This is a genomic window from Streptomyces sp. NPDC002787 (genome assembly GCF_053592095.1).
Window position 1 is genome coordinate 13,682 of the sequence record NZ_JBSFVC010000027.1, and the last position, 23,152, is coordinate 36,833.

General features: G+C 71.3%; 13 protein-coding genes. 5 read left to right on the top strand and 8 right to left on the bottom strand.

Features of this window, described 5'->3' with window-relative positions; genetic code table 11:
* The first annotated feature begins 39 nt into the window (after positions 1-39).
* On the top strand, positions 40-1,560 hold the full coding sequence (gene glpK, locus ACWD26_RS32345; RefSeq protein ID WP_451275511.1) for a glycerol kinase GlpK: 1,521 nt from the start codon (positions 40-42) through the stop codon (positions 1,558-1,560).
* Positions 1,561-1,668: 108 nt separating this feature from the next.
* Here the strand turns inward: glpK and ACWD26_RS32350 are convergent, their stop codons facing one another.
* Genes ACWD26_RS32350 through ACWD26_RS32370 form a run of 5 tightly spaced genes read right to left on the bottom strand, consistent with a single transcriptional unit; the run spans position 1,669 to position 9,609 of the window.
* Entirely contained in the window at positions 1,669-2,274 is a 606-nt protein-coding gene (locus ACWD26_RS32350; RefSeq protein WP_451275512.1) for a GTP-binding protein, read from the bottom strand.
* Positions 2,255-5,872 (bottom strand): hydantoinase B/oxoprolinase family protein, encoded by a 3,618-nt coding sequence (locus tag ACWD26_RS32355; protein ID WP_451275513.1) that lies wholly within the window; start codon positions 5,870-5,872, stop codon positions 2,255-2,257. Before ACWD26_RS32355 ends, ACWD26_RS32350 begins: the two co-directional genes overlap by 20 nt.
* Positions 5,873-5,896: 24 nt before the next feature.
* Positions 5,897-6,292: a DUF742 domain-containing protein gene (locus ACWD26_RS32360; RefSeq protein ID WP_451275514.1), complete on the bottom strand. Its 396-nt coding sequence runs from the start codon at positions 6,290-6,292 to the stop codon at positions 5,897-5,899.
* A 9-nt stretch (positions 6,293-6,301) separates the two neighbouring features.
* Positions 6,302-6,739: a roadblock/LC7 domain-containing protein gene (locus ACWD26_RS32365; protein WP_451275515.1), complete on the bottom strand. Its 438-nt coding sequence runs from the start codon at positions 6,737-6,739 to the stop codon at positions 6,302-6,304.
* Positions 6,736-9,609, bottom strand: coding sequence for a nitrate- and nitrite sensing domain-containing protein (locus ACWD26_RS32370; protein ID WP_451275516.1), 2,874 nt, complete (start codon positions 9,607-9,609; stop codon positions 6,736-6,738). The genes ACWD26_RS32365 and ACWD26_RS32370 overlap by 4 nt, the downstream gene beginning before the upstream one ends.
* Before the next feature lie 421 nt (positions 9,610-10,030).
* Between ACWD26_RS32370 and ACWD26_RS32375 the strand changes: the two genes are divergently transcribed.
* The 4 genes from ACWD26_RS32375 (at position 10,031) to ACWD26_RS32390 (ending at position 15,683) form a co-directional block, all read left to right on the top strand.
* On the top strand, positions 10,031-10,600 hold the full coding sequence (locus ACWD26_RS32375) for a hypothetical protein (RefSeq protein ID WP_451275517.1): 570 nt from the start codon (positions 10,031-10,033) through the stop codon (positions 10,598-10,600).
* Between the two features lie 237 nt (positions 10,601-10,837).
* Positions 10,838-12,304, top strand: coding sequence for an aldehyde dehydrogenase family protein (locus tag ACWD26_RS32380; protein ID WP_451275518.1), 1,467 nt, complete (start codon positions 10,838-10,840; stop codon positions 12,302-12,304).
* Between the two features lie 183 nt (positions 12,305-12,487).
* Positions 12,488-14,077, top strand: a complete 1,590-nt coding sequence (locus ACWD26_RS32385; RefSeq protein ID WP_451275519.1) for an APC family permease — start codon at positions 12,488-12,490, stop codon at positions 14,075-14,077.
* 55 nt (positions 14,078-14,132) lie between these two features.
* Positions 14,133-15,683 carry a GMC family oxidoreductase gene (locus ACWD26_RS32390; RefSeq protein WP_451275520.1) on the top strand — a complete coding sequence of 517 codons (1,551 nt, stop codon included), beginning with the start codon at positions 14,133-14,135 and terminating at the stop codon, positions 15,681-15,683.
* A gap of 69 nt (positions 15,684-15,752) precedes the next feature.
* On the opposite strand, the gene ACWD26_RS32395 is transcribed toward ACWD26_RS32390, so the two are convergent.
* From ACWD26_RS32395 to ACWD26_RS32405, 3 genes are all read right to left on the bottom strand, one after another.
* Positions 15,753-20,468 (bottom strand): hypothetical protein, encoded by a 4,716-nt coding sequence (locus ACWD26_RS32395; protein ID WP_451275521.1) that lies wholly within the window; start codon positions 20,466-20,468, stop codon positions 15,753-15,755.
* Between the two features lie 140 nt (positions 20,469-20,608).
* Positions 20,609-21,487 carry a hypothetical protein gene (locus ACWD26_RS32400; protein WP_451275522.1) on the bottom strand — a complete coding sequence of 293 codons (879 nt, stop codon included), beginning with the start codon at positions 21,485-21,487 and terminating at the stop codon, positions 20,609-20,611.
* Between the two features lie 132 nt (positions 21,488-21,619).
* Positions 21,620-23,143: a hypothetical protein gene (locus tag ACWD26_RS32405; protein ID WP_451275523.1), complete on the bottom strand. Its 1,524-nt coding sequence runs from the start codon at positions 23,141-23,143 to the stop codon at positions 21,620-21,622.
* Between the last annotated feature and the right edge of the window lie 9 nt (positions 23,144-23,152).

The window sequence follows — 23,152 nt, forward strand, 5'->3', positions numbered from 1 at the left end:
CGTAAGACGTGATTTCGACGTAAGACGTGAGGGGATGTCATGCCGGACAACGCCCAGAAGTACGTCGCCGCCATCGATCAGGGCACCACTTCGAGCCGCTGCATCGTCTTCGACCACAGCGGCGCCATCGTCGCCGTCGACCAGCGCGAGCACCGCCAGATCTTCCCCAAGCCCGGCTGGGTGGAGCACGACGCCACGGAGATCTGGTCGAAGGTGCAGGCCGTGGTCGCCGGGGCGATCGCCAAGGCGGGCCTGCGCGCGGACCAGATCAGCGCACTCGGCATCACCAACCAGCGCGAGACGACGGTCCTTTGGGACCGCGCGACGGGCAAGCCCGTGCACAACGCGATCGTCTGGCAGGACACCCGTACCTCGGCGCTCTGCAACGAACTCGGCGGAACGGACGGGCAGGATCGTTTCCGTGAGCAGACCGGTCTGCCGCTGGCCAGCTACTTCTCCGGTCCGAAGGCCGCCTGGCTGCTCGACAACGTGCCGGGGCTCCGGACCCGCGCGGAGCGCGGCGAGATCGCCTTCGGCACGATCGACTCCTGGCTGATCTGGAACCTCACGGGTGGTACGGACGGCGGACGGCACGTCACCGACGTCACCAACGCGGGGCGCACCATGCTGATGAACCTGGAGTCCCTCCAGTGGGACACCTCGATCCTCTCCGCGATGAACGTCCCAGAGGCGGTCCTGCCGGAGATCCGGTCCTCCGCCGAGGTGTACGGCACCGCGGTGGGCCAACTCGCCGGTGTCCCCGTCGCATCGGCGCTCGGCGACCAGCAGGCGGCGGTGTTCGGGCAGGCCTGCTACGACGTGGGCAGCGCGAAGAACACCTACGGCACCGGCAGCTTCCTGCTGCTCAACACCGGGAACCGGCCCGTGCCGTCGAAGAGCGGGCTGCTCACGACCATGGGGTACAAGATCGGCGGTGAGGCGCCGGTGTACTGCCTGGAGGGGTCGATCGCGATCACGGGCGCCCTCGTGCAGTGGTTCCGCGACCAGCTCGGCATCATCCGTACCGCCGACGAGATCGAGCCGCTGGCGGCGAGCGTCGACGACAACGGCGGGGCGTACATCGTGCCCGCGTTCTCGGGCCTGTTCGCCCCCTACTGGCGCTCCGACGCACGCGGTGTGGTCACCGGGCTGACGCGGTACGTCACGAAGGCACATCTCGCGCGCGCGGTGCTGGAGGCGACGAGCTGGCAGACCCGAGAGGTCGTGGACGCCATGTTCCAGGACTCGGGGGTGCGCATCACGACCCTCAAGGTCGACGGCGGCATGACCAAGAACAACCTGTTGATGCAGCACCAGGCGGACGTCCTGGACGTGCCGGTGATCCGGCCGAGGGTCTCGGAGACGACCTGTCTGGGCGCCGCGTACGCGGCCGGGCTCGCGACCGGGGTGTGGGACGACCTCGACGAGCTGAAATCGCACTGGCAGAAGGACGTCGAGTGGACGCCGGCCATGGAGGCATCCGTCCGTGACCGTGAGTACCACAACTGGCGCAAGGCGGTGGAGAAGAGCCTCGGCTGGCACGAGGACGCCATGGACTGAGATCGAGGCCCACGCGCGTGCGCGTCGTCGGCGTGGAACGAGGTCCACGCGCGCGTGCCCATGAAGCCACGGCCCGTACCCCTGTCGGCGGGGGTACGGGTCGTGCTCTCAGGTGGTGACGGTCTGGCGATTGTCCGTCGCGTGCGCCATCGCGTGCCGGACGACGGAGACCAGGACGTCCTTGACCGAGTCCCGCCGGCGCGCGTCGCACAGGACGACCGGCACGTCGGGGTCGAGGTCGAGGGCCTGTCGGACGGTCTCGGCCGGGTAACGCGCGGCCTCGTCGAAGCAGTTGACGCCGATCACGAAGGGTATGGACCGTCGCTCGAAGTAGTCGACGGCGGCGAAGCAGTCCTCCAGGCGGCGCGTGTCGACGAGCACGACGGCACCCAGGGCGCCGGAGGCGAGCTCGTCCCAGAGGAACCAGAAGCGGTCCTGACCCGGTGTTCCGAACAGGTACAGGACGAGGTCCTCGCGGAGGGTGATGCGCCCGAAGTCCATGGCGACCGTGGTGGTCGTCTTGTTCTCCACACCGCTGGTGTCGTCGACCGGGCGTCCGGCCTCGGTGAGCACCTCCTCGGTGCGCAGCGGCTTGATCTCGCTGACCGCGCCGACGCAGGTCGTCTTGCCCACGCCGAAGCCGCCGGCCACGAGGATCTTGAGCGTGACGGGCTCGACCGGAGGTTTGCCGCGCTCAGAGCGCCCGAGGATCATCGGTCTTCTCTCCTGCTGGATGGTTGTCGCGCGGCGGTGGGCCGTAGCCTCCGCCGCCCGGGGTTTCGATGACTAGTACGTCGCCGGGGAGGACATCTGCCGCATCACTTCCGCCTAGTTCGACGAGGCTGCCGTCCGCGCGCTCCACCCGGTTGGCACCGAGGGCTCCAGGGGCGCCGCCGGCCATCCCGTAGGGGGCGATCCTACGGTGCTGCGACAGCGTGGACACGGTCATTGGTTCGTGGAGCCGGATGCGGCGCACGGCTCCGTCGCCTCCGCGCCACCGCCCCGCGCCGCCGCTGCCCCGCCTGACGGCGAACTCCTCGAGGTGGACGGGCAGGCGCCACTCCAGGACCTCGGGGTCGGTCAGTCGTGAGTTGGTCATGTGGGTCTGCACGACGGACGCCCCCGGGAAGCCGTCGCCCGCGCCGGAGCCGGAGGCGACGGTCTCGTAGTACTGGTGGCGTTCGTTGCCGAAGGTGACGTTGTTCATGGTGCCGGAGCCCTCCGCCTGGACACGCAGGGCCGCGTAGAGGGCGCCGGTGATGGACTGTGAGGTCTCGACGTTGCCCGCGACGACGGCGGCCGGGGGTTCGGGGGCGAGCATGGAGCCGGGCGGGACGACGATGTCCAGGGGGCGCAGGCAGCCGTCGTTGAGCGGGATGTCGTCGGCGACCAGGGTGCGGAAGACGTACAGGACGGCCGCGTTGACCACCGGGAAGGGGGCGTTGAAGTTGCTGGTGAGCTGCGCGGACGTACCGGTGAAGTCGACGGTCGCGCCGCGGTTCTCGCGGTCCACGCGCACGCGTACGCGGATGACGGCGCCGGAGTCGGTCTCGTAGGCGTACTCGCCGTCTTCCAGGGTGTCGATGACGCGGCGGACTGCTTCCTCGGCGTTGTCCTGGACGTGCCGCATGTACGCCTGGACGACGTCGAGCCCGAAGTCACCGATCATGCGGGCGACTTCGTCCACGCCCTTCTGGTTGGCGGCGATCTGGGCGCGCAGGTCGGCGAGGTTGGTACGCGGGTTCCGGGAGGGGTACGGGGCCTCGGTGAGCAGGTGGAGGGTCTCCCGCTCACGTAAGCGGCCGTTCTCGGCGAGGAGCCAGTTGTCGAAGAGGATGCCCTCCTCGTCGATGGTGCGGCTGTTCGCCGGCATGGAGCCGGGCTGGATGCCGCCGATCTCGGCGTGATGGCCGCGCGAAGCGACGTGGAACAGGATCCGGTTGCCCTGCGTGTCGAAGACCGGGGTGATCACCGTGACGTCGGGCAGGTGGGTGCCGCCGTGGTACGGGTCGTTGACCGCGTAGGTGTCGCCCGGGCGCATCGAGGTGCCGCGTCGGCGGATGACCTCCTTGACGCTGGTGCCCATGGAGCCCAGGTGCACGGGGATGTGGGGGGCGTTGGCGACCAGGTTGCCGTCGGGGTCGAAGAGGGCGCACGAGAAATCGAGGCGTTCCTTGATGTTGACCGACTGGGCGGTGGACTCCAGGCGGGCGCCCATCTGTTCGGTGATCGACATGAAGAGGTTGTTGAAGACCTCCAGCAGAACAGGATCACTTTCCGTGTCGAGTTCGGAACTCTGCGTGATCGCCGCGCGTTCCATGACCAGATGCCCGTCGTCGGTCGTCGCGGCCTGCCAGCCGTCGTCGACGACGGTCGTCGCGCCGGCCTCGGTGATGATCGCCGGGCCGGTGACGGTTTCGCCCGGGGGCAGTTCCTCGCGGCGATGCAGGGTGACGTCTCGCCAGGCACCGCCTGTGTGGAGACTGACCGTCTCCGGGGTGGCGGTGCGGCCTTCGTACGGGGCGAGGGCGGAGAGATCGGGGGGTGCGGTGAGACCGGTGGCTTCCACGGAGAGGGCTTCGACGACGATCGGTCGGTCGAGCGTGAAGGAGTACGTGGCGCGATGACGTTCTTCGAAGGCGCGCCGCATGGTGTCGGGCTCGGTCAGCTCGACGGTCAGGGGGGTGTCCGTGCCGTCGTAGCGGAGCTGGGCGCGGCGGGTGAGGTGGATCCGGTCCTCGGGGACGTCCTCGGCGAGGAGTTCGGCGCGGGCGGCGCTCTCCAGGGCGTCGGCGGTCCGTCGCACGCCGGGCATGGCGGCGGGCTCCAGTGGGGCCTCGACGGACTGTTCGCGCATGGCGGTGGTGTCGGCGAGGCCGATGCCGAGGGCGGAGAGCACACCGGCCATGGGCGGGACGAGGACGGTGCGGATGCCGAGCGAGTCGGCGACCATGCACGCGTGCTGGCCGCCCGCACCACCGAAGGTGGTGAGTGCGTAGCGGGTGACGTCGTGGCCCTGCTGGACGGAGATCCGCTTGACCGCGTTGGCGATGTTGGCGACGGCGATCTGCAGGTAGCCCTCGGCCACCTGCTCGGGGGTGCGGTCGTCGCCGGTCCGGTCGCGGATCTCGCGGGCGAGGGCGGTGAAGCGGTCCCGGACCAGCGCGTCGTCGAGCGGCTGGTCGCCCTCGGGCCCGAACACGCCGGGGAAGTGGGCGGGTTGGATGCGGCCGAGCATGACGTTGGCGTCGGTGACGGTGAGCGGGCCGCCGCCCCGGTAGCAGGCGGGGCCCGGTGTCGCGCCCGCCGAGTCCGGCCCTACGCGGTAGCGCGAGCCGTCGAAGTGCAGGACCGAGCCGCCGCCCGCGGCCACGGTGTGGATGTCCAGCATGGGGGCGCGCAGCCGGACGCCCGCGATCTGTGTGGTGAAGACCCGCTCGTACTCGCCCGCGAAGTGCGAGACGTCGGTGGAGGTGCCGCCCATGTCGAAGCCGATGACCCGGTCGAAGCCGGCGAGCTGCGACATGCGGGCCATGCCCACGATGCCGCCCGCGGGCCCGGACAGGATCGCGTCCTTGCCGCGGAACTGCCCGGCTTCGGCGAGCCCTCCGTTGGACTGCATGAACATCAGCCGCACGCCCCGCAGTTCGTCGGCGATGTGCCGGACGTAGCGGCGCAGCACGGGCGACAGGTAGGCGTCGACGACGGCCGTGTCACCGCGTGGGACGAGCTTCATCAGCGGGCTGACCTCACTGGAGAGCGAGATCTGCGGGAAACCCACCCGGGCGGCCAGCTCGCCGACGGCCCGCTCGTGGGCGGGGTGGAGATGGCTGTGCATGCAGACGACGGCCACGGCGCGGATTCCGTCGTCGTACGCCTCCCGCAGGGGCACCGCGAGGGCGTCCAGATCGGGGGTGCGCAGGACCGTGCCGTCGGCGGCGATGCGTTCGTCGACCTCGACGACCCGCTCGTACAGCAGTTCGGGGAGTTCGATCTCGCGGGCGAAGATGCGGGGCCGGTTCTGGTAGGCGATGCGCAGGGCGTCGCGGAAGCCCCGGGTGATGACGAGGAGGGTGCGCTCGCCCTTGCGCTCCAGGAGGGCGTTGGTGGCGACGGTGGTGCCCATGCGGACGGCCTCGATGGGAGCGCCGGAGGCGTCGAGGAGTTCCCGGACGCCCGCGACGGCCGCGTCCGCGTACCGCGCGGGGTTGTCGGAGAGGAGCTTGTGCGTGAGCAGGCGTCCGTCGGGGCGCCGCGCGACGATGTCGGTGAAGGTGCCGCCTCGGTCGACCCAGAACTGCCAGCCTGTCACGTATCCACTCCGCTTCCGCGCTGCTCAGAGCGCCCGGAGACCGTTGATCACGTCGCGCAGAATACTCTCGTCCACCAGTTCCGCCGGCGGTACGGGACGTGTCACGTGGACGAGTTCCTCGTCCACGAGGTCTCCGACGAGGACGCGGACGACTCCGACGGGCAGATCCAGGTCGGCGGCCAGTTCGGCCACCGACTGGGGGGTGTCGCGGCAGAGCTCGACGATACGGACGTGTTCAGGGGAGAGGGAGTGGTCCTCCTCCGGGTCGTCGACGTTCGGTTCCGTGACGACCACGGCGATCAGGTCGAGGCGGTGCTGGATCGCGTGGTTGGTCCGGCCGCGTGTCATGGCGTACGGACGCACCACTGGTCCGGCCTCGTCGTCGAACCAGTGGCTTCTTCCCTGACCGTCTCGGTTCATGCCATCCCACTACCCGCCCTGGGACACATCGGTGCGCGGGGCGGAGCCCAGATGGACGCCCACCCGCTTGACGAGGAGCGTCATCTCGTAGGCGACCTGGCCGATGTCCGCGTCGGCGTCGGCGAGGACGGCGAGACAGCTCCCGTCACCGGCGGCCGTGACGAAGAGGAAGGCCTCGTCGAGCTCGACGACGGTCTGGCGGACACTGCCCGCCTCGAAGTGGCGGCCCACGCCCTTGGCGAGGCTGTGGAATCCGGAGGAGACGGCGGCCAGGTGCTCGCTGTCCTCTCTGGTGAGGTCCTTGGAGACGCCCGTGGGCAGACCGTCGCTGGAGAGCACGAGCGCCTTGCGGATGCTGGCGACACGCTCCACCAGGTCGTCCAGGAGCCAGTTCAGCTCCCCGGACATGCCGCTCGTGGTGGACCCTTCGGCCTTCGGTGCGGTCATCGACCGTCCCCCTTAGTCGTTCCTCGTGGTGCTGAGACGTCGTGGGCGTCGTCGCCGTCGACGTTCTCCTCGCGGCCGCGCTGCCAACCCCGTTGGAGCGAGGCCATACGGCTGCGTACCTCGTCGGCGTCGCGCTCGGCGGGGTCCGGGCGCCGCTCGGGCCGGGACCTCTCCCGTTCGGCACGCCGGTCGGGGCCGTCCTTCAACTGCGGCGCCAGGTTGGCCTGTCGGACACGACGAGGCAGTGGGCTCGGAGCCGATTCTGCCTGGTCGGTCGTCGTGTCCGTGCGCGGGGTGGGCTCGCCCCCACCGTACTGCGAGGTGCTGGGGGCCGCGCCGCCGGACGAGGTCGTACGACGGCGCTGGGGCAGGGCGGGAGCCTCATGCCCGCCGGGGGGCAGCGCTCCGGGGAGGTGCGCCCCGGAGACGTGCGCGGGTCCGGGGCGGTCGGTTGCGGGGTGGGGCGGTTCGGCGCGGTCGCCGCGCAGGGCGGTGAACGGCTGTGTGTCGGCGAGCCCGTCCGTCCCGGCGCCGCGGCCCTGCTGGAGTTCGTCGTCCGAGGCACGCGACCTCGGCCCGGTCACCGAACGGCCGTGCGAGCTGACGAGATGTGGAGTCCGACGCTGCGGCAGCGCCACCGGGCCGACCGTCGGGTCGGGATCGGTGAGGGGGGCCTGCTGCCTCTCGCCGTCCCGCGCCGACTGCTGCGGGTCCTCGCCGGCACCGGTGAGGGAGCGGCGCGGCCGGAACAACCCGCCTCCCTCGCCGTCCTGGTCGTCGAGGCCGCCCGGGAAGCCGTCCAGGGGCTCCAGGCCGACCGGCGCCTCCAGCTCCACCGGGCCGTCCAGGATGCCGGCGGAGAGCCCCGGAAGCCGGACCGGCACCTGCGAGAGCGCCGCGTTGCGCTCCTCCTCCAGCTCGGCCTCACGGGTGGGGTGGGCGCGGTCGAGGCGGAACCCGATGCCGTTGGTGTCCGGGACGTCGTCGGTGAGCAGGGCGTCGGGGATGAACACCACGGCCGTGGTGCCGCCGTACGGCGACGGCTGGAGGGAGACGCGGACCTGCTGCCGCTGGGCGAGGCGGCTGACCACGAAGAGACCGAGCCGGTCGGTGTCGGAGAGTTCGAAGTCCGGGGTCTCGGCGAGTTTGAGGTTGGCGTCCAGGAGCGCCTCGGCCGACATACCGAGACCGCGGTCGTGGATCTCCAGGGTGAAGCCGTTGGCGACGCGTTCGCCGAGGACCTGCACGGCGGTGTGCGGGGGCGAGAACACCGTGGCGTTCTCCAGGAGTTCGGCCACGAGGTGGGTGAGGTCGGCGACGGCGGGGCCGGTGACGGCGACGCGGGGCAGTCGGCGGACCTCGATGCGCTCGTAGTCCTCGACCTCGGCGACGGCCGCGCGGACGACGTCCATGAGCTGGATGGGCTTGCGCCACTGCCGGGACGGGGCGGCGCCGGAGAGGATGACCAGGCCCTCGGCGTGCCGGCGCATACGGGTGGTCAGGTGGTCCAGGCGGAACAGGTCGGCGAGTTCGTCGGTGTCCTCGGTCCGGCGTTCCATCGTGTCGAGGAGGGTGAGCTGCTTGTGGAGCAGGACCTGGCTGCGGCGGGCGAGGTTGACGAAGACCTCGGAGATGCCGCTGCGGAGTTCGGACTGTTTGACGGCGGCCTCGACGGCGGCTCGCTGCAGGGTGTTGAGGGCCTGGCTGACCTCGCCGATCTCGTTCTTGTCGTACTCCAGGCGCGGCACCTCGGTCTCCACGTCGACCTGTTCGCCCGCGGCGAGCCGGCGCATCACGCTGGGCAGTCGCACCCCGGCGGTCTCGTGGGCCTCGTGGCGGAGCCTGTGCAGGTCGCGGATGAGGACGCGGCCGATGCGGACGGACATGATGAGCGAGAAGAGCAGGGCGAAGAGGCCGAGGACGCCGGCGACGGCGGCCTTGAGGATGACGTTGGTGGCCAGGGGGCTGACGCGGTCCTGATAGCGGTCGCCCGCCTCGACGCTGAGGTCGCGGAGGTCGGCGAGCACGGGCTCGACGGCGGTGTCCCAGCTCTTGGCGGTGACGCCCTTGGGCTTGCCGGGATCGGAGGCGATGACGGCCTGTTCGACCGAGCGAAGGGGCGCGGTCTTCGCGTTCTTCCAGTAGCGGGCGAAGCGGTCGCGCTCGGCGGAGGGCAGCTGCGGCAGGCTGATGTCGTACATCAGGGTGCGCTGGGCCACGAGGTCGGAGAAGTCCCGGATCTCGTCCTGGGTGATCCGGTCCGCGACGAGCACGGAGCTGAGCAGCGCGTCCTCGCGGGAGAGCAGTTCGCGGGCGCGGCCGACGTTGATCAGGGCGCGGCCCTGCTTGTCCATCTCCACGCTGTCCAGGGCCGGGAGGTTGGACAGCAGGGTGAAGCAGGGGTCCACGAGCTCGTTGTAGTGACCGAGGGCCTGGGGGACGGTGACGGTGCCGTTCTCGACGGTCGAGCGCAGGGACGGCAGGCCGTCGAGGGCGTCCATGATGGCCGTGAGCCGCAGCGAGGTGGCCTCGCCCATCTCGTCCAACAGGTCGGAGTTCTGAGCGTGTTCACGGAACTCCGCGACGGCCTGATCGGTGGCGGACCGGCTGCGTTCGAGCGCCGTGCGCGCCTCGGAGGCCCGTGGGTCGGCGAGATAGACGAGGGTCTCGCGGCGTTCCTGCTGGAGCACACGGATCGTGTCCTCGGTGGGGAAGCCGACCTCCTCCACGATGTCCGCGACCCTGAAGAGTTCGCTCGCCTCACGGCCCGTCAACACCGTGGCGAACGTCCAGACACCGGTCAGCGCCACCAAGGGCACGAGCAGCAGCGCCACGATCTTCCGGCGGATCGATTTCCCGCGAAAGCGCATGGCCTCCCCCAGCTCGACCCCCACCCAACCCGGGGGCACACACGTGCGTCAACAAACGGCGTGAGCCTACTACCGACACACCCGTATCCCGAAGAGCGGGCCGGACGCACTGCCCACCAGAGGCGCACCAGACATGGGGAGTTGTCCGTTCATTACAGGAGATTGCCTCCCCCTGTCGGGCACTTGAACCCATGGCATCTCGTCGGCGAAGTTGGCCGGTTGGCCGGATTTCTTCGTTCGGCGGGAATCTTCGGCGCACGTCGATCGTCTTTCTGTACGGGAATGAGGGGGCGGAATGGGCCACAGGCCCCGCATGCCGCTCTCAGGCGGCGTAAATCGGAGGAAGTCGGGCACCAGTGGAGGGCCGGGTCCCAGGATCCGGAAGCCAATTGGTCCACCGGCGGTGGGGAGTGACGAGTTGATGGGCACGGCGGAGCGGCGTGTAGCGCCCGGAAAGGGCGCGGCGACAGCCGAGGTGGCGCCGAGGGGCGCCCAGGCACCGGAGCGCGACCTCCTGACGGGGGAGGACCTCCTGACGGGGGAGGGTATCGCGGTGGAAGAACGGAAGCTCTCCGCCCGTTGCGCCGAAGAGCGGGTGCATTACCGGCCGTTGTGGATCGAGGAGTCGGCGCGCAAGCGGAGGCTGCCCGATCCGGTGCGGACGGCGGCGGTGCGCGCGGTCATCATCATCGCGGTGACCCTGATCCAGGCGATGGTGGCGTTCCTGTGCACCTTGGCCGGTTCCTGGTTGGCGTTCCCGATGGTGCTGAGCAGCGTGGCGAGCACGATCGCGGCGACCTGGGGCGTGCTGGACGTCTGGGTGACCCGGCAGGTGTGGAACCAGCGCAACGGCGTGGTGTCGGCCCCCAGCAGCACGGCGCGCTCGCTGCGGCGCGAGCGGCGCCGGGTCCGTCGCGACGCGAGGGCGGCGGAGCGCGTGCAGGAGCGGATACGCCGCCGGGGCGGCAGCGGGCAGCTGTCGCACCCGTAGGGCAGCCGTGGCGGGCCCTTGTGAACACAGGGCCCGCCCCTCCGGGCAGCTCGTCGAGCCTCCGCGAGTGGCTGCCGCGGCAGGTGAGGGCGGTTTCCTCCGGCTGCCCGGGCTCCTGGTCAAGCGTGTCGACCGTCACATTTTGCCTCGTTCTTGGCATAGAACGCGGTGGTCCGGTTAGGCGCCCGGCCGCGAGGGCGCCCTTCCGTACGGCGCTGACCAGGAGGAACGAGAGACATGCCCGAACTTTTCATCGGCGGAGCGTGGCGTTCAGCGCTCGACGAGCGGACGCGTGAGATCCGTTGCCCCGCCGACGGCAGCCTGGTCGCGGTCGTCGACGAGGGCGACGCCAAGGACACCGTGGAGGCGATCGCGGCCGCACGTCGCGCCTTCGACGAGGGCCCCTGGCCCACGACCCCGCCCGCCGACCGCGGTGACCTGCTGCTTCGGGTCGCCGACCTGCTCGTACGCGACAAGGACGCGCTCGCCCGCGCCGAGTCCCTCGACACCGGAAAGCGGCTGGTGGAGAGCGAGTACGACATCGACGACATCGCGAACTGCTTCCGCTACTTCGGGCGGGCGGCCGCCGCCGAGACGGGCCGGGTCGTCGACACCGGCCAGGCGGGCGTCGACAGCCGGGTCGTGTACGAACCGGTCGGGGTGTGCGCGCTGATCACGCCCTGGAACTACCCCCTCCTCCAGACGGCCTGGAAGGTCGCTCCCGCGCTCGCGGCCGGCAACACCTTCGTGCTGAAGCCGAGCGAGCTGACCCCGCACACGGCGATCCACCTCATGCGTCTCCTGGAGGAGGCCGGGCTGCCCGCCGGCGTGGCCAACCTGGTCCTCGGCGCCGGCCCCGAGGCGGGCGCCCCGCTCTCCGATCACCCGGACGTGGACCTGGTCTCCTTCACCGGCGGCCTGCAGACCGGTCGGCGACTGATGGCCAATGCCGCAGCGAGCGTGAAGAAGGTCGCCCTGGAGCTCGGCGGCAAGAACCCGAACATCGTCTTCGCCGACGCCGACTTCGACACGGCCGTGGACATGGCCCTGACCGCGGTGTTCCTGCACTCGGGACAGGTGTGCTCGGCGGGCGCCCGGCTGCTGGTGGAGGACTCGCTGCACGACAGGTTCGTCGACGAGGTCGTGCGCCGGGCGCAGGAGATCCGGCTCGGGGGCCCCTTCGACGAGCGGGCGCAGACCGGCCCGCTGATCTCGGCGGCGCACCGCGCCAAGGTCGAGGAGTACGTCGCCAAGGGCATCGCGGAGGGGGCGGTGCTGCGCTGTGGCGGCGAGCGGCCGAGCGGCGACGCGTACGACGGGGGCTTCTACTATCTGCCGACGGTCCTGGACGAGTGCACGAGCACGATGTCCGTGGTCCAGGACGAGTCGTTCGGGCCGGTGCTGACGGTGGAACGGTTCAGCACCGAGGACGAGGCGGTACGGCGGGCCAACGACACGATCTACGGTCTGGCCGGCGCCGTATGGACGACGGACGAGGCCAGGGCCCAGCGGGTCGCGGCCCGGCTGCGGATCGGCACGGTGTGGATCAACGACTACCACCCGTACGTTCCGCAGGCCGAGTGGGGCGGTTACAAGCAGTCCGGCTTCGGCCGTGAACTCGGGCCCGCGGGGCTCGCCGAGTACCGCGAGGCGAAGCACATCTGGCGGAACACCGACCCCTCACCACAGGGCTGGTTCGCCTGACTTCCGCGTGACAACTCCCTTGTTGCGCAGGGTACTTGAGGCGTAGTCATAACTGCGCGCTCTACCCACACGCTCCTTCCCCTCACCGTTCCCGGCTCCGATCCCGGCACAGATCCCCGCACCGTCCCCGGCACCCGCAAGAGCCGCTCCCCCTCCTCCCTCAGGCCCATCAGGAGTCCGCTCATGACGACCATCGAGCAACCCACCGGCCCCAAGAACTCATCCGACGACACCGAACTGACGGAGTTCGGCTACAAACCGGAACTCAAGCGCACCCTCGGGAACTTCCACACCTTCGCCGCCGGGATCAGCTACATCTCGATCCTGACCGGCACCTTCCAGTTGTTCTACTTCGGCTTCGCCAGCGGCGGCCCCGCCTACTGGTGGTCGTGGCCGATGGTGTTCGTCGGCCAGTTCATGGTCGCGCTCTGCTTCGCGGAGCTGGCGGCCCGCTACCCGGTCGCCGGCTCGGTCTACAACTGGTCGAAGAAGATAGGCAATCCGCACCTGGGGTGGCTCGCCGGCTGGATGATGCTCACCGCCTCCATCGTGTCGATCGCAGCGGTCGCGTTGGCCTACCAGCTGACGCTGCCGCAGATCTCCGACGTGTTCCAGATCGTCGGGGACGGCACCGGCAAGTACGACGTGGCGACCAACGCGGTCATCCTGGCCGCGGTGTTGATCCTGTTCACCACCCTGGTGAACGCCTTCGGCGTCAAGCTGATGGCCCGGATCAACACGGCGGGCGTGTTCATCGAGCTGATCGCCACCGTCGTACTGATCGTGCTGTTCGCGGTGCACATCACGCGCGGCCCGCAGGTGGTCCTGGAGACCAACGGCACCGGGGACAGTTACGGCAACGGCTACCTGGGCGCGTTCCTCGTGGCCTCGCTGGCCTCCGCGTACGTCATGTACGGCTTCGACACGGCCGCCTCGCTGGGTGAGGAGTCGCTGGACCCGACCCGGAACGCGCCCCGCGCGATCATCCGGGCGATCGTCGCCTCGTTCCTCCTCGGTGGCCTGATCCTGCTTCTGGCGCTGATGAGCGTCTCCAGCCTGAAGGGCGAGCAGCTGTCCACGGACGGTCTGCAGTACGTCGTGCTCAATGTGCTCGGTCCTACGGCCGGCAAGGCGATGCTGTGGTGCGTCCTGATCGCGGTCACCGTCTGTGCCCTGGCCGTCCACACGGCCGCGGTGCGGCTGGCGTTCGCGATGGCCCGGGACAACAACCTGCCCGCGTCCTCGAAGCTGGCCAAGTGCCACCCGCGCTTCCAGACGCCGGTGCTGCCGACGGTGATCATCGGTGTCCTGGCGCTGGCGATCCTCGTGGTCAACATCCGTCAGCCGCAGATCTTCACCGTGGTGACCAGCATCGGCATCATCATGATCTATCTGGCCTACCTGGGCGTCACCGTGCCGATGCTGGTGGCGCGGCTGCGCGGCAAGTGGCAGCCCGCCGGGGACGGCAGGTTCTCGCTGGGCCGCTGGGGCGTCCTCGTGAACATCCTCGCCGTCGTGTGGGGCGCGGGTATGACCCTCAACCTGATCTGGCCGCGCGCCTCGGTCTACAACGCCACCGCCCCGTTCCACTGGTACCTGCAGTGGGGCGCCGTCCTCTTCGTCGGGATCATCGCCGGCGGCGGCTTCGCCTACTACTGGTTCATCCAGCGACACAAGACGGGCGTGCTCGCCGAGCACCGGGTGATCGCCGAGGCCGGCACCACACCGCCCGCGCCGCCCGCCACACCCGTCGTCTCCCCGGCGGCCGACTGAGCGCCGGCTCCGCGGGAACCGACGCAGCACAGCAATACAAGGAGGCCAACTCCCCATGCAGGCAGATGAGTTCGACTATGTCGTGGTCGGCGGCGGCACCGCGGGAAACGTGGTGGCGGCCCGGCTCTCCGAGGATCCGTCGGTCACGGTATGCGTACTGGAGGCGGGACCCAGTGACGTCGGCGACGACAACGTCCTGAAACTGGAACGCTGGATGGGCCTGCTGGAGTCCGGTTACGACTGGGACTACCCGGTCGAACCGCAGGCCAGCGGCAACAGCTTCATGCGGCATGCGAGAGCGAAGGTCCTGGGCGGCTGTTCGTCCCACAACTCCTGCATAGCCTTCTGGGCACCGGCGGAGGACCTCGACGACTGGGCGGCCGCGGGCTGTACGGGCTGGTCGGCGGCCGACCTCTTCCCGCTCTACCAGCGCCTGGAGACCAATGACGCGCCCGGCGACCACCACGGCCGCACCGGCCCGGTCAAGCTCCGCACGATCAAGAGCGAGGACCCGTGCGGCACCGCCCTGCTGGAGGCCTGCGCCCAGGCGGGTATCCCGACGACGCCCTTCAACACCGGCACGACCGTGATCCGGGGCGCCAACTGGTTCCAGATCAACTCCGACGAGAACAACATCCGGCAGTCCTCGTCGGTGGCGTATCTGCACCCGATCATGGGCAAGCGCCCGAACCTGGAGGTACGGACCGGGGTCCGCGCCAAGAAGCTGGTGCTCGACGGGCGGCGCTGCGTCGGCGCCGAGTACCTCGACCCGGACCTCATCCACACCCGGACCGTGCGCGCACGGCGCGAGGTCGTCGTCTCCTGCGGCGCCATCGACACCCCGAAGATCCTGATGCTCTCGGGCATCGGCCCCGCCCAACACCTGCGCGAGGTGGGGGTGGACGTGGTCGTGGACTCGGCCGGCGTCGGCGAGAACCTTCAGGACCACCCCGAGGGCGTCATCATGTGGGAGGCCGCCCAGCCGATGCCCGCCACGTCCAACCAGTGGTGGGAGGCGGGCATCTTCTACGACACAGAACCGGGCCTGGACCGGCCGGACCTCATGTTCCACTACGGGTCCGTCCCGTTCGACATGAACACGGCACGACACGGCTACCCCACGTCCGAGAACGCGTTCTGTCTGACGCCGAACGTCACGCGCGCGAAGTCCCGGGGGACCGTGCGGCTGCGCACCCGGGACTACCGGGACAAGCCGAAGGTCGATCCGCGTTACTTCACGCATGAACACGATGTGCGGGTGATGACGTACGGCCTACGTCTCGCCCGGCACATCGCGGCGCAGCCGGCGCTGAGCGGGTGGGCCGGGGCCGAGCTGGCGCCCGGGCCCGACGTGCGGACCGACGAGGAACTGCTGGACTACATCCGCAAGACCCACAACACCGTCTACCACCCCGCGTGCACCGTGAAGATGGGCGCGGACGACGACGCCTCGGCCCCGCTCGACGCGCGGTTGCGGGTCAAGGGGGTGGAGGGATTGCGGGTGGCGGACGGGTCGGTCATGCCGGATCTCGTGACCGTGAATCCCTGCATCACGACGATGATGATCGGCGAGAAGTGTGCGGATCTTTTGAGGGCCGACGCGTAATCGCCGCGCCGGCAAGGCAGTGGGGAACCGCGGGTCCGTCGGAGCTGGTCGCGCAGTTCCCCGCGCCCCTCAAGGGGCGGCTGCGGTGGGCCTCTTGTACATGCGTGTCGCGGTGATCTCCGTGTGTACCGCCTCCCCCGCCTGGGGCTGCTTGGGCAGTCCCGGGCGGAGGTGTTCCTCGACGCTGATGTACTTCAGGCCCGCTCGTAGGTCCGCGTCGTTGCGGAGGCGGATGACCAGGGGGAACTCCGCCAGGGCGGTCGTGTCGAAGAGGCCCGTGGTGTAGAGGAGCTGGACGCCCAGCGCGTCCGACACGGCCCGCTGAAGTTCCAGCAAGTACGTGGCGTTGGCCCGGCCGATGGGGTTGTCGAGGAAGAGCGTGCCGGCGTGGCGGTGCTTGTCACGGCCCCGGTCGTTGCTGCGCAGCGCGGCCATCGTGCAGTAGAGGGCGATGGCGGCGGTGAGCAGCTGGCCGCCCGAGAAGACGTCGCCCATCTGTCCGACGGGGACCCGCTCGGCCCTCAGCACGGCGTCCGGCTTTAGGATCTCGACGGCGACGCCCTTGGGCTGGAGCGCGGCGCTGACGCCCCGGAGCAGCAGGGACATGCCGTCGCGGCGCATGTCCGAGTTCTTCTTCACCGCCGCGCGAGTCGCCTCGTCGACCACCTCTCCGAGGCGTTCGGTGAGGGTGGCCTGGTCGGGCTCCTCGAAGCGGATCCGCAGGAACTCCTGCCCGGACCACTCCCCCAGCCCCTCGGGGAGCCTGGACAGCCGCTGGGCGGAGCGGAGGGTCGCGAGGGCCGACTCCACCAGGCCCCGCAGCCGGTCGACGATCGAGTCCCGGTTGCGTTCCAGCTGGGCCAGCTCGTCCGTGAGGACCCGGAGCCGGGGCGCGAAGGCGTCCGCCCACTTCTGGGCGTGCTCGGGGAGCGAGGAGGCGGGCAGCTCGCGGATCTGCTGGCGGGCGGGGGTGCGGACCTGTTCGTAGCGGGTGGAGTTGGCGTGGCGTACGAGGACATCACTGGCCTCGCGTACGGCGCCCTCGGCCGCGGAGAGGTCGGCGGCGCAGCCGCGCAGGGAGCGGCGGGCCTCGGCGGCGGCCTTGCGGGCCTCTTCGAGGCTGCCGGGGTAGGGCTCGGGTTCTTCCTGGTCGTCGTCCGTGGAGTGGTCGCGCAGGAGGTCCCGGAGCAGGGCGGCGGTCTCGTCGAAGCCGCCGGCCGCGTCCTCGGCGGCGCGGTGGGAGTCCAGCAGCTCGGCGTGGGCCTCACGGGCCTGGGTCAACGCCTCGGTGTGGGAAGCGAGTTCGGCGGTGGCGGTGCGCAGCAGGGCCTGGGCGTGGTCGGCGTCGCGGGGGAGCAGCTCCTCGGGCAGCTCGGTGTGCGCCTCACCGTCCTCGGGCGCGTGCCGCTCCGCCTCGCCGCGCAGCCGCCCGAGCTGCTCGCTCGCGGTCGACACACGGGTTTCGAGGAGCTGTACGAGTTCCTCGGCGCGGGCGGCGGCCGCCTGCCGGGAGGGCCCGTCGGAGCCGTCGGGTGACTGGAGCAGTTGCTCGGCGCGGTTGCGGACCTTGTTGGTCAACCGGTCCAGCTCGGCGATCGCGGCGCTCTCGTCGCTCTCGGCCCGCGCCTGCTCGGCCCGCAGATCGGCGCCGACGCCGACCTTCTCGTACACCTGGGAGGCGGCGCGGTAGGCCTCACGGAGGGCGGCGAGGGGCTGCTTGGGCGCGCCGGCGTCCGTCTCCGGTACGTCGTCGGGGGCGCCCGCGATCTCCGCGCGCTCGGCGCGCAGCGCACGCGCCGTGCGGCGGGCGTCGTCGGCGCCGCGCTGGGTGGCACGCCGGTCCTCGTCGGCGGCTCGGGCCCGCTCCAGGCAGGACTGGGCGCGGGCCTCGGACTCGGCGGCCTCGTCGGCGAGTTCGCGCAACTTGACCTGCCAGCCGGCGCGCTCGCGCAGACGGAAGGCGAGTCCGGCGAGAGCGTCGGCGGCGCGGCGCGCCTTCTGCGCGGCCTCCTGCCGCTCGTCGCGCACCTGGGCCGCCTCGGCCGCCGCCTCATCGGCCTCGGCCCGCACGGTCCGCGCCTCCGCCAGCTCCGCCTCGGCCTCCTCGGCGAACGCCCGCGTCTCCTGGGCGGCCGCGGCCAGCTCGGTGAGCCGCCCGGCCGGGCAGCCCGTGCGCCACGAGGCGAGCCGCGCGGCGAGCTCCCGGTCCTTGCCGAGGCGGGCCGCCAGCTCGCGGATCTCCTCGTCCCGCTCGGTGGCCCGCGCGCGCAGCGCCTGCCGCTCCTCGTCGGCGGCGCGCTCGTCGTGCATGGCCGGGTTCGGCGGGACGAGGAACACGTCGGGAGAGGGGCCGTCGCCCGCGTCCACAGGCGGCGTCGGTGCGAGCAGGGCGGCTGCCGTGCCGACGGCCACGGCGGACCTCGGGAGCAGTGCGGCGGCGCTCAGCGCCTCGCGGGCCCGGGCGTGCGAGGCCGGGTCGGTGATGATCACGCCGTCGACCAGCTCCGGGCGCGCGGCCAGCACGCGCGCGTGGTCGACGGGGTCCACGGCCTGGGCGAGGTAGCGCCAGCCGGGGAGGGCCGGGATGCCGTGCTCGCCGAGGAACTCGACGGTGGCCAGGACGTCCGGACCCGGCGGCAGCAGCCCGCCGTCGCCGAGGGCGCCCAGGATGCGGGAGTCGTCGGCGGCGGCGGTGCGCAGCTCGAAGAGGTGGCGCTCGGCGGACGACACGTTCTCGTCGAGCAACTCGCGCAGCTCGTCGGCGAAGCGGTCCAGCTCTTCGGGGGTGAGGGGGCCTTCGGCGGCAGCGGGCGTGGCTTCGGCGGAACCGGACTCCGTACGCGCGCCGTCGGCCACCGCGCCCTCGGCTCCGGCGTTCTTCGCGGCCGCGGCACGGCCCGCGCCCTCGGCGCTGCGCGGCACGGGCACCCCGGGCCGCGCCCCCGGCAGGCTCAGCAGCTCCGCCAGCCGCTCCTCCCCGGCCAGGGCCTCCGCCGTGCGCCGCTCCCCGTCGTAGGCGCGCTCGGCGGCGACGGCCGCGTCCGCCGCGCGGGCGGCCGTCAGCTCCGCGCGGGACTCGGCGGTGGCCGCCTCCCGGGCGTGCTCGGAGGCACGGCGCGAGGCCTCGCGCGCGGTGTCCCAGGCGGCGACGGCCGACTTCTCGGCGTCACTGGCGGCGAGGGCGGCCCGGGCCGGATCGGCGTCGGGCGCGCTGTCGTCGAGCCAGCCCGCGCGGACCGCCTCGGCGGTCTCCTGCTCGACCTCGCTGAGCCGCTGCTTCAGATGCCCGACCTCGCTGCGGGCGCGCTGCGCCTCGGTGGCGGCGACCGTCGCGTCCCGGTGGGCGGCTTCGCCGATCTCCTGCAGGGCGGCCGACCGCTCCTCGCCCTCGTTCGCCAGGTTCTCGGCGCCCTCGGCGGCGGCGTGCAGGGCGCGTACGAGGTCGACGGCGGCCTTGGCGCGGGCGGCGAGTGCCGGGGCCGCGTCCCGTTCGGCTTCCTGGATGGCGGCGGCCACGCGCGCGACGCGGTCGGCTGCCGCCCGGTGCCTGAGCACGGCTTCGGCGGCCTGCCAGGCGGAGTGCAGGGTGCGCGCGTCGGCCAGCTCCCGCTTCTGCGCGGCGGCCGACTTCTCGGCGGCGGCCAGCGCCAAGGAGGCGTGCCGGTAGGCCAGTTCGGCCGCGATCAGCGCGCTGCGGTCCCGGGCGGCCTCGGCGTGCGTCACCGCGTACGCGGCGGCGGTGACGCGCTGGGCGAGGTCAGCGCCCCGCACCCGCTCCCGCGTGCCCCGTGCCGACAGCCGCCGGACCAGGGTGCGGGTGCGCCGCTCGGCGCCCGTGTGGATGTCCCGCGCCCGCGACCGCGCCTCGGCGGCCTCGACGATCCGCCCGAGCAGGTCCACGGACCCGGCGGTGAAGTCCCGCTCGGCGATCAGCTCGGACCGCCGCCCCAGTTTGTTGCCGAAGCCGGAGACCAGGTCGGCGAGTCCGTCGGTGTCGCGCGTGTCGGTGACGGCCCGCAGCAGCAGATCGGTGAAGTCGGAGTCCTTCTTCACCGCGAACAGGCCGGCGGCCTCGCCCTCGTCCGCGTTCATCTCCCGCTGGTACCGGAAGAGTTCGGGGTCGAGTCCGAGGGCCGTCAGATGCTCGTTCCAGCGGTCGTGGATCTCCTCCCAGTGCACTTCGAGGTGCGGATACGCCTTGCCCGCCTCGGTGATCGCGTCACGGAATCCCTTCATGGTCCGCCGCCGCCCCTGCGCGCCGGACGCGCCCTCGACGGACGGCCGTACGGCGGTGGACTCGGCCACAGGCAGGTTGTCCAGGCTCAGCCCGGGCCCGGGCCGGAAGGAGTACCAGGCCTCGGCGAACTTTCTGGGGTCGTTGGAGACCTGCCGCCCCCGCCACTCGCTCACCTTGCCGACGACGACGCATTCACCGGTCAGCGTGTGCTGCCACTCCAGCGCGACATGGCCGCAGTCGTCGGCCAGCAGGAACTTCCGCAGGACGCCCGAGCTGGCACCGCCCAGGGTGTTCCGGTGGCCCGGCAGCATCACCGAGAAGATCAGCTTGAGCAGGACCGACTTGCCACCGCCGTTCTCCAGGAAGAGCACGCCGGCGGGGGCGGGCCGACGCGGCGGCCCGGTCGGCTCCTCCTCGAAGAACTCCGCCTGCTGCGGCGCGGGGTCGGGCACGTACTCGCCCACACCTCTCAGGTCCAGCACGGTGTCGGCGTAACGCGCACCGGCCGGCCCGATGGAGTAGAGGCGGACCCGGGACAGCTCGTACATGGCGGCGGACTTTCGCGGTCGTAACGGTGGTGCGGTCGGTGGTGCGTGAAGCTGGGGATGTCGGTGGTGCGTCAGGGATGTCGGGCGTTTCAGGGATCTCGGGAGTTTCAGGGATGTCGGGGCTACGGAGTGGCCTGGAATCAGGAGTGGAACGGCAGCCCCGCGTCGCCCACCAGCTCCAGATCATCGGTGTCCTCGGCGGGCAACAGTGTGGCCGTGCCGTCGGTGACCGGCACGATGCCCAGCTCCAGCAGCTCGGCCATCGCGGCGCTGCCCGCCATGTCCCGCACCTGGAGCTGATAACGCGCGGTCGTCCGATACGTACCGCCGTTGTCGTCCCCCGTGCGCTGGAGGAAGCCCGATTCGGTCAGGAAGCCCACCGCCTTGCCGATGATGCCGGTGGTGGACCCCGCCAGTCGGCGGGCGTCCTTGGTGGCCCCGGTGGAGCTGCGTCTCGCCCAGATCCGCCAGGCCGACTCCAGTCCTGGGGCGTCGCTGGCCGGGTCGGTGTTCTCCCCCTGCTCCTCGGCCCGCTCCTCCAGCCGCCGACAGGCCTGGCGTACGAAGGCGTCGACCCCGTTGACCGACACCCGCCCGATGTACCCGTCGTCCGCGAGATCCTCCGGCCGGGGAAAGGCCATCGCGGCGACCGCGAGATGCGCCAGCCCGTGCAGGAACCGGTCCACCGAGTCCGCCGACGTCCGCCGCGCGTAGTCCCCCATGCGCACCGCGAACACCGAGTCCTCGGCCGCCGTCACCGCCATCCCCGCCCGGGGCGAGACCTCCAACACGACCAGCCCGAGCCCGGCGGCCACGGCATCGGCCAGCCGCGCGAACGCCGGATCCTCCCGATATCGCCGCAGCAGTTCCCCGTACTCCTGGTCCCGGGCAGGCTGCAACTTGGGCTGCAGCCCGAAGGCGACGAGCCGAGCCGCGTCAGCGGCGTCGGCGGGGGTGAGGGCGGCGGCCACCGGAGCGGCAGCGACTTCCGGCTCACTCCACTCGACGTGCTCACTCACGGCAGAACTCCTTGATCTCATGGCAAGAGGGCGGGGCAGCAAGGTAAGGGGCGCGGGGAACCGCGCCACCAGTCACGGACGACCCGCACCCGACGCACGCCCGGCGGTTTCTCGGCTCTCCCGGCGGAGCGTTCACGCCGCCTCCCTGTCCGCTGCCATCCCCGCCGCGTCCAGCAAGGCCATCCCCACGATCAGATCGGCCCCGCCGAACTCGGGATCGTCCAACTCCGTCCCGTCGTCCACGGCGAACAGGAGCTTCTCCTCCCCCTGCCGATAAGCCGTACCGACGGGCGGGCTGGCCGCATGCACGGCCAACAGGGCTACCAGGTAAGGCAGTTCAGGATCCTGAAGCCGCGCCTCCGCCAACAGCCCGGACAACCGCCGCGGCGCGTCCGCCGGCAGGTCCAGCAGCTCCTTCGCCGCGGCCAACTGCTCCTCGCTGAACCGGCTGTCGTCGGGCGTGGCGATCAGATCCGGCTCCGGCATCTCCGCACCGAGGTGCTCCCGCTCCACCGGCGGCGTGAACAGCAGATCGACGAGATCCCCGACCCGCACGGACACCGGTGTACGCATGCCCGTCCCGCGCGCGAAGAACGCGTCGGTCACCCGCCGGGCCCGCTCCACGGGCAGTGGAAGCAGAGGCGCGACGAGATGCCCGTACAGGTCGATCCCCGACGTCGTCATCGGTGTGGCGAACGCCTGTCGGTCCTGCTCCGCGCGGAACAGCGGGCCGGCCTCCAGCAGCCGGGACTGGAGCTGTGTGTGGCGCCGGATGCAGTCCTTGACGATGTCGACGAGCTCGGCGGCGCGCCGCTTGTGCTCGGGGTCCTCGGACTCGTCGCGGGCCTTGCGGATGTTGGTGAGGATCGCGTTCTCGTGGCGGTAGCGGTCGGCGACGTGGTCGAGCGCCTCGGCGATCATGTCGGGGACGGTCTGGAGCCAGTCGACCGCGCGGACATTGCGCCGGGTGGCGTCCAGTGCCTTCCTGAGCGTCTCCGAGTACTGCACGGTCCGGTACCGGGCCTGCTCGGCGGCGAGCTGGGCGTCGGCGAGGCGGCCCCGGCTGATCAGCACCTCCAGCTTGACCTCGGCGGCGATCTGGGCGCTGGTGACATCGGTGTCGAGGGCACCCACCAGGACGTTGACGGCCTCGTCGGTCGTACGGAGGTAGACACCGCCGCCGTAGCCGGGGACCTCCTCGATGAGCTTGAAGTCGTAGTCGCGGCGGACATAGGTGCCGTCCGGCGCGAACGTCCCGTACACGGCCCGGAAGCCCCGGTCGACGCTGCCGACGTTGATCAGGTTCTCCAGGACCCAGCGGGCCACCCGCTCGTGCTCCTCGACCGGGCGCTGCGGGGCCTGGGCGGCGATGCGCGGGATGAGGCGGGCGACGATCTGGTCGTGGTCCGCGCCCGTATCGAAGTCCATGTTCAGTGTGACCAGGTCGATGGCGGCGAGGGCGACCTCGGCCATGCCGTACACCGAGTACTCACCGGCGAGGTTCGCCTTGCGGGCGTCCAGGTCGTGCAGCGGCGCGGTGCAGGCGAGCGCGCGCAGCCGCCGCGCCAGTCCCTCGTCGGCGGCCGGGCCCGGTGCGGGGCGCGACCCCGCGCTGAACTGGGGCGGAACACTGTCCGTCGATGCGGGTGAAGTCACGCTGCACAG

Bases quoted from the DNA above. Each gene is read 5' to 3' on its own strand.
- ACWD26_RS32350 (WP_451275512.1), bottom strand. From the start codon at position 2,274: ATGATCCTCGGGCGCTCTGAGCGCGGCAAACCTCCGGTCGAGCCCGTC.
- ACWD26_RS32365 (WP_451275515.1), bottom strand. From the start codon at position 6,739: ATGACCGCACCGAAGGCCGAAGGGTCCACCACGAGCGGCATGTCCGGG.
- ACWD26_RS32385 (WP_451275519.1), top strand. From the start codon at position 12,488: ATGACGACCATCGAGCAACCCACCGGCCCCAAGAACTCATCCGACGAC.
- ACWD26_RS32370 (WP_451275516.1), bottom strand. From the start codon at position 9,609: ATGCGCTTTCGCGGGAAATCGATCCGCCGGAAGATCGTGGCGCTGCTG.
- glpK (WP_451275511.1), top strand. From the start codon at position 40: ATGCCGGACAACGCCCAGAAGTACGTCGCCGCCATCGATCAGGGCACC.
- ACWD26_RS32360 (WP_451275514.1), bottom strand. From the start codon at position 6,292: ATGAACCGAGACGGTCAGGGAAGAAGCCACTGGTTCGACGACGAGGCC.
- ACWD26_RS32380 (WP_451275518.1), top strand. From the start codon at position 10,838: ATGCCCGAACTTTTCATCGGCGGAGCGTGGCGTTCAGCGCTCGACGAG.
- ACWD26_RS32395 (WP_451275521.1), bottom strand. From the start codon at position 20,468: ATGTACGAGCTGTCCCGGGTCCGCCTCTACTCCATCGGGCCGGCCGGT.
- ACWD26_RS32390 (WP_451275520.1), top strand. From the start codon at position 14,133: ATGCAGGCAGATGAGTTCGACTATGTCGTGGTCGGCGGCGGCACCGCG.
- ACWD26_RS32375 (WP_451275517.1), top strand. From the start codon at position 10,031: ATGGGCACGGCGGAGCGGCGTGTAGCGCCCGGAAAGGGCGCGGCGACA.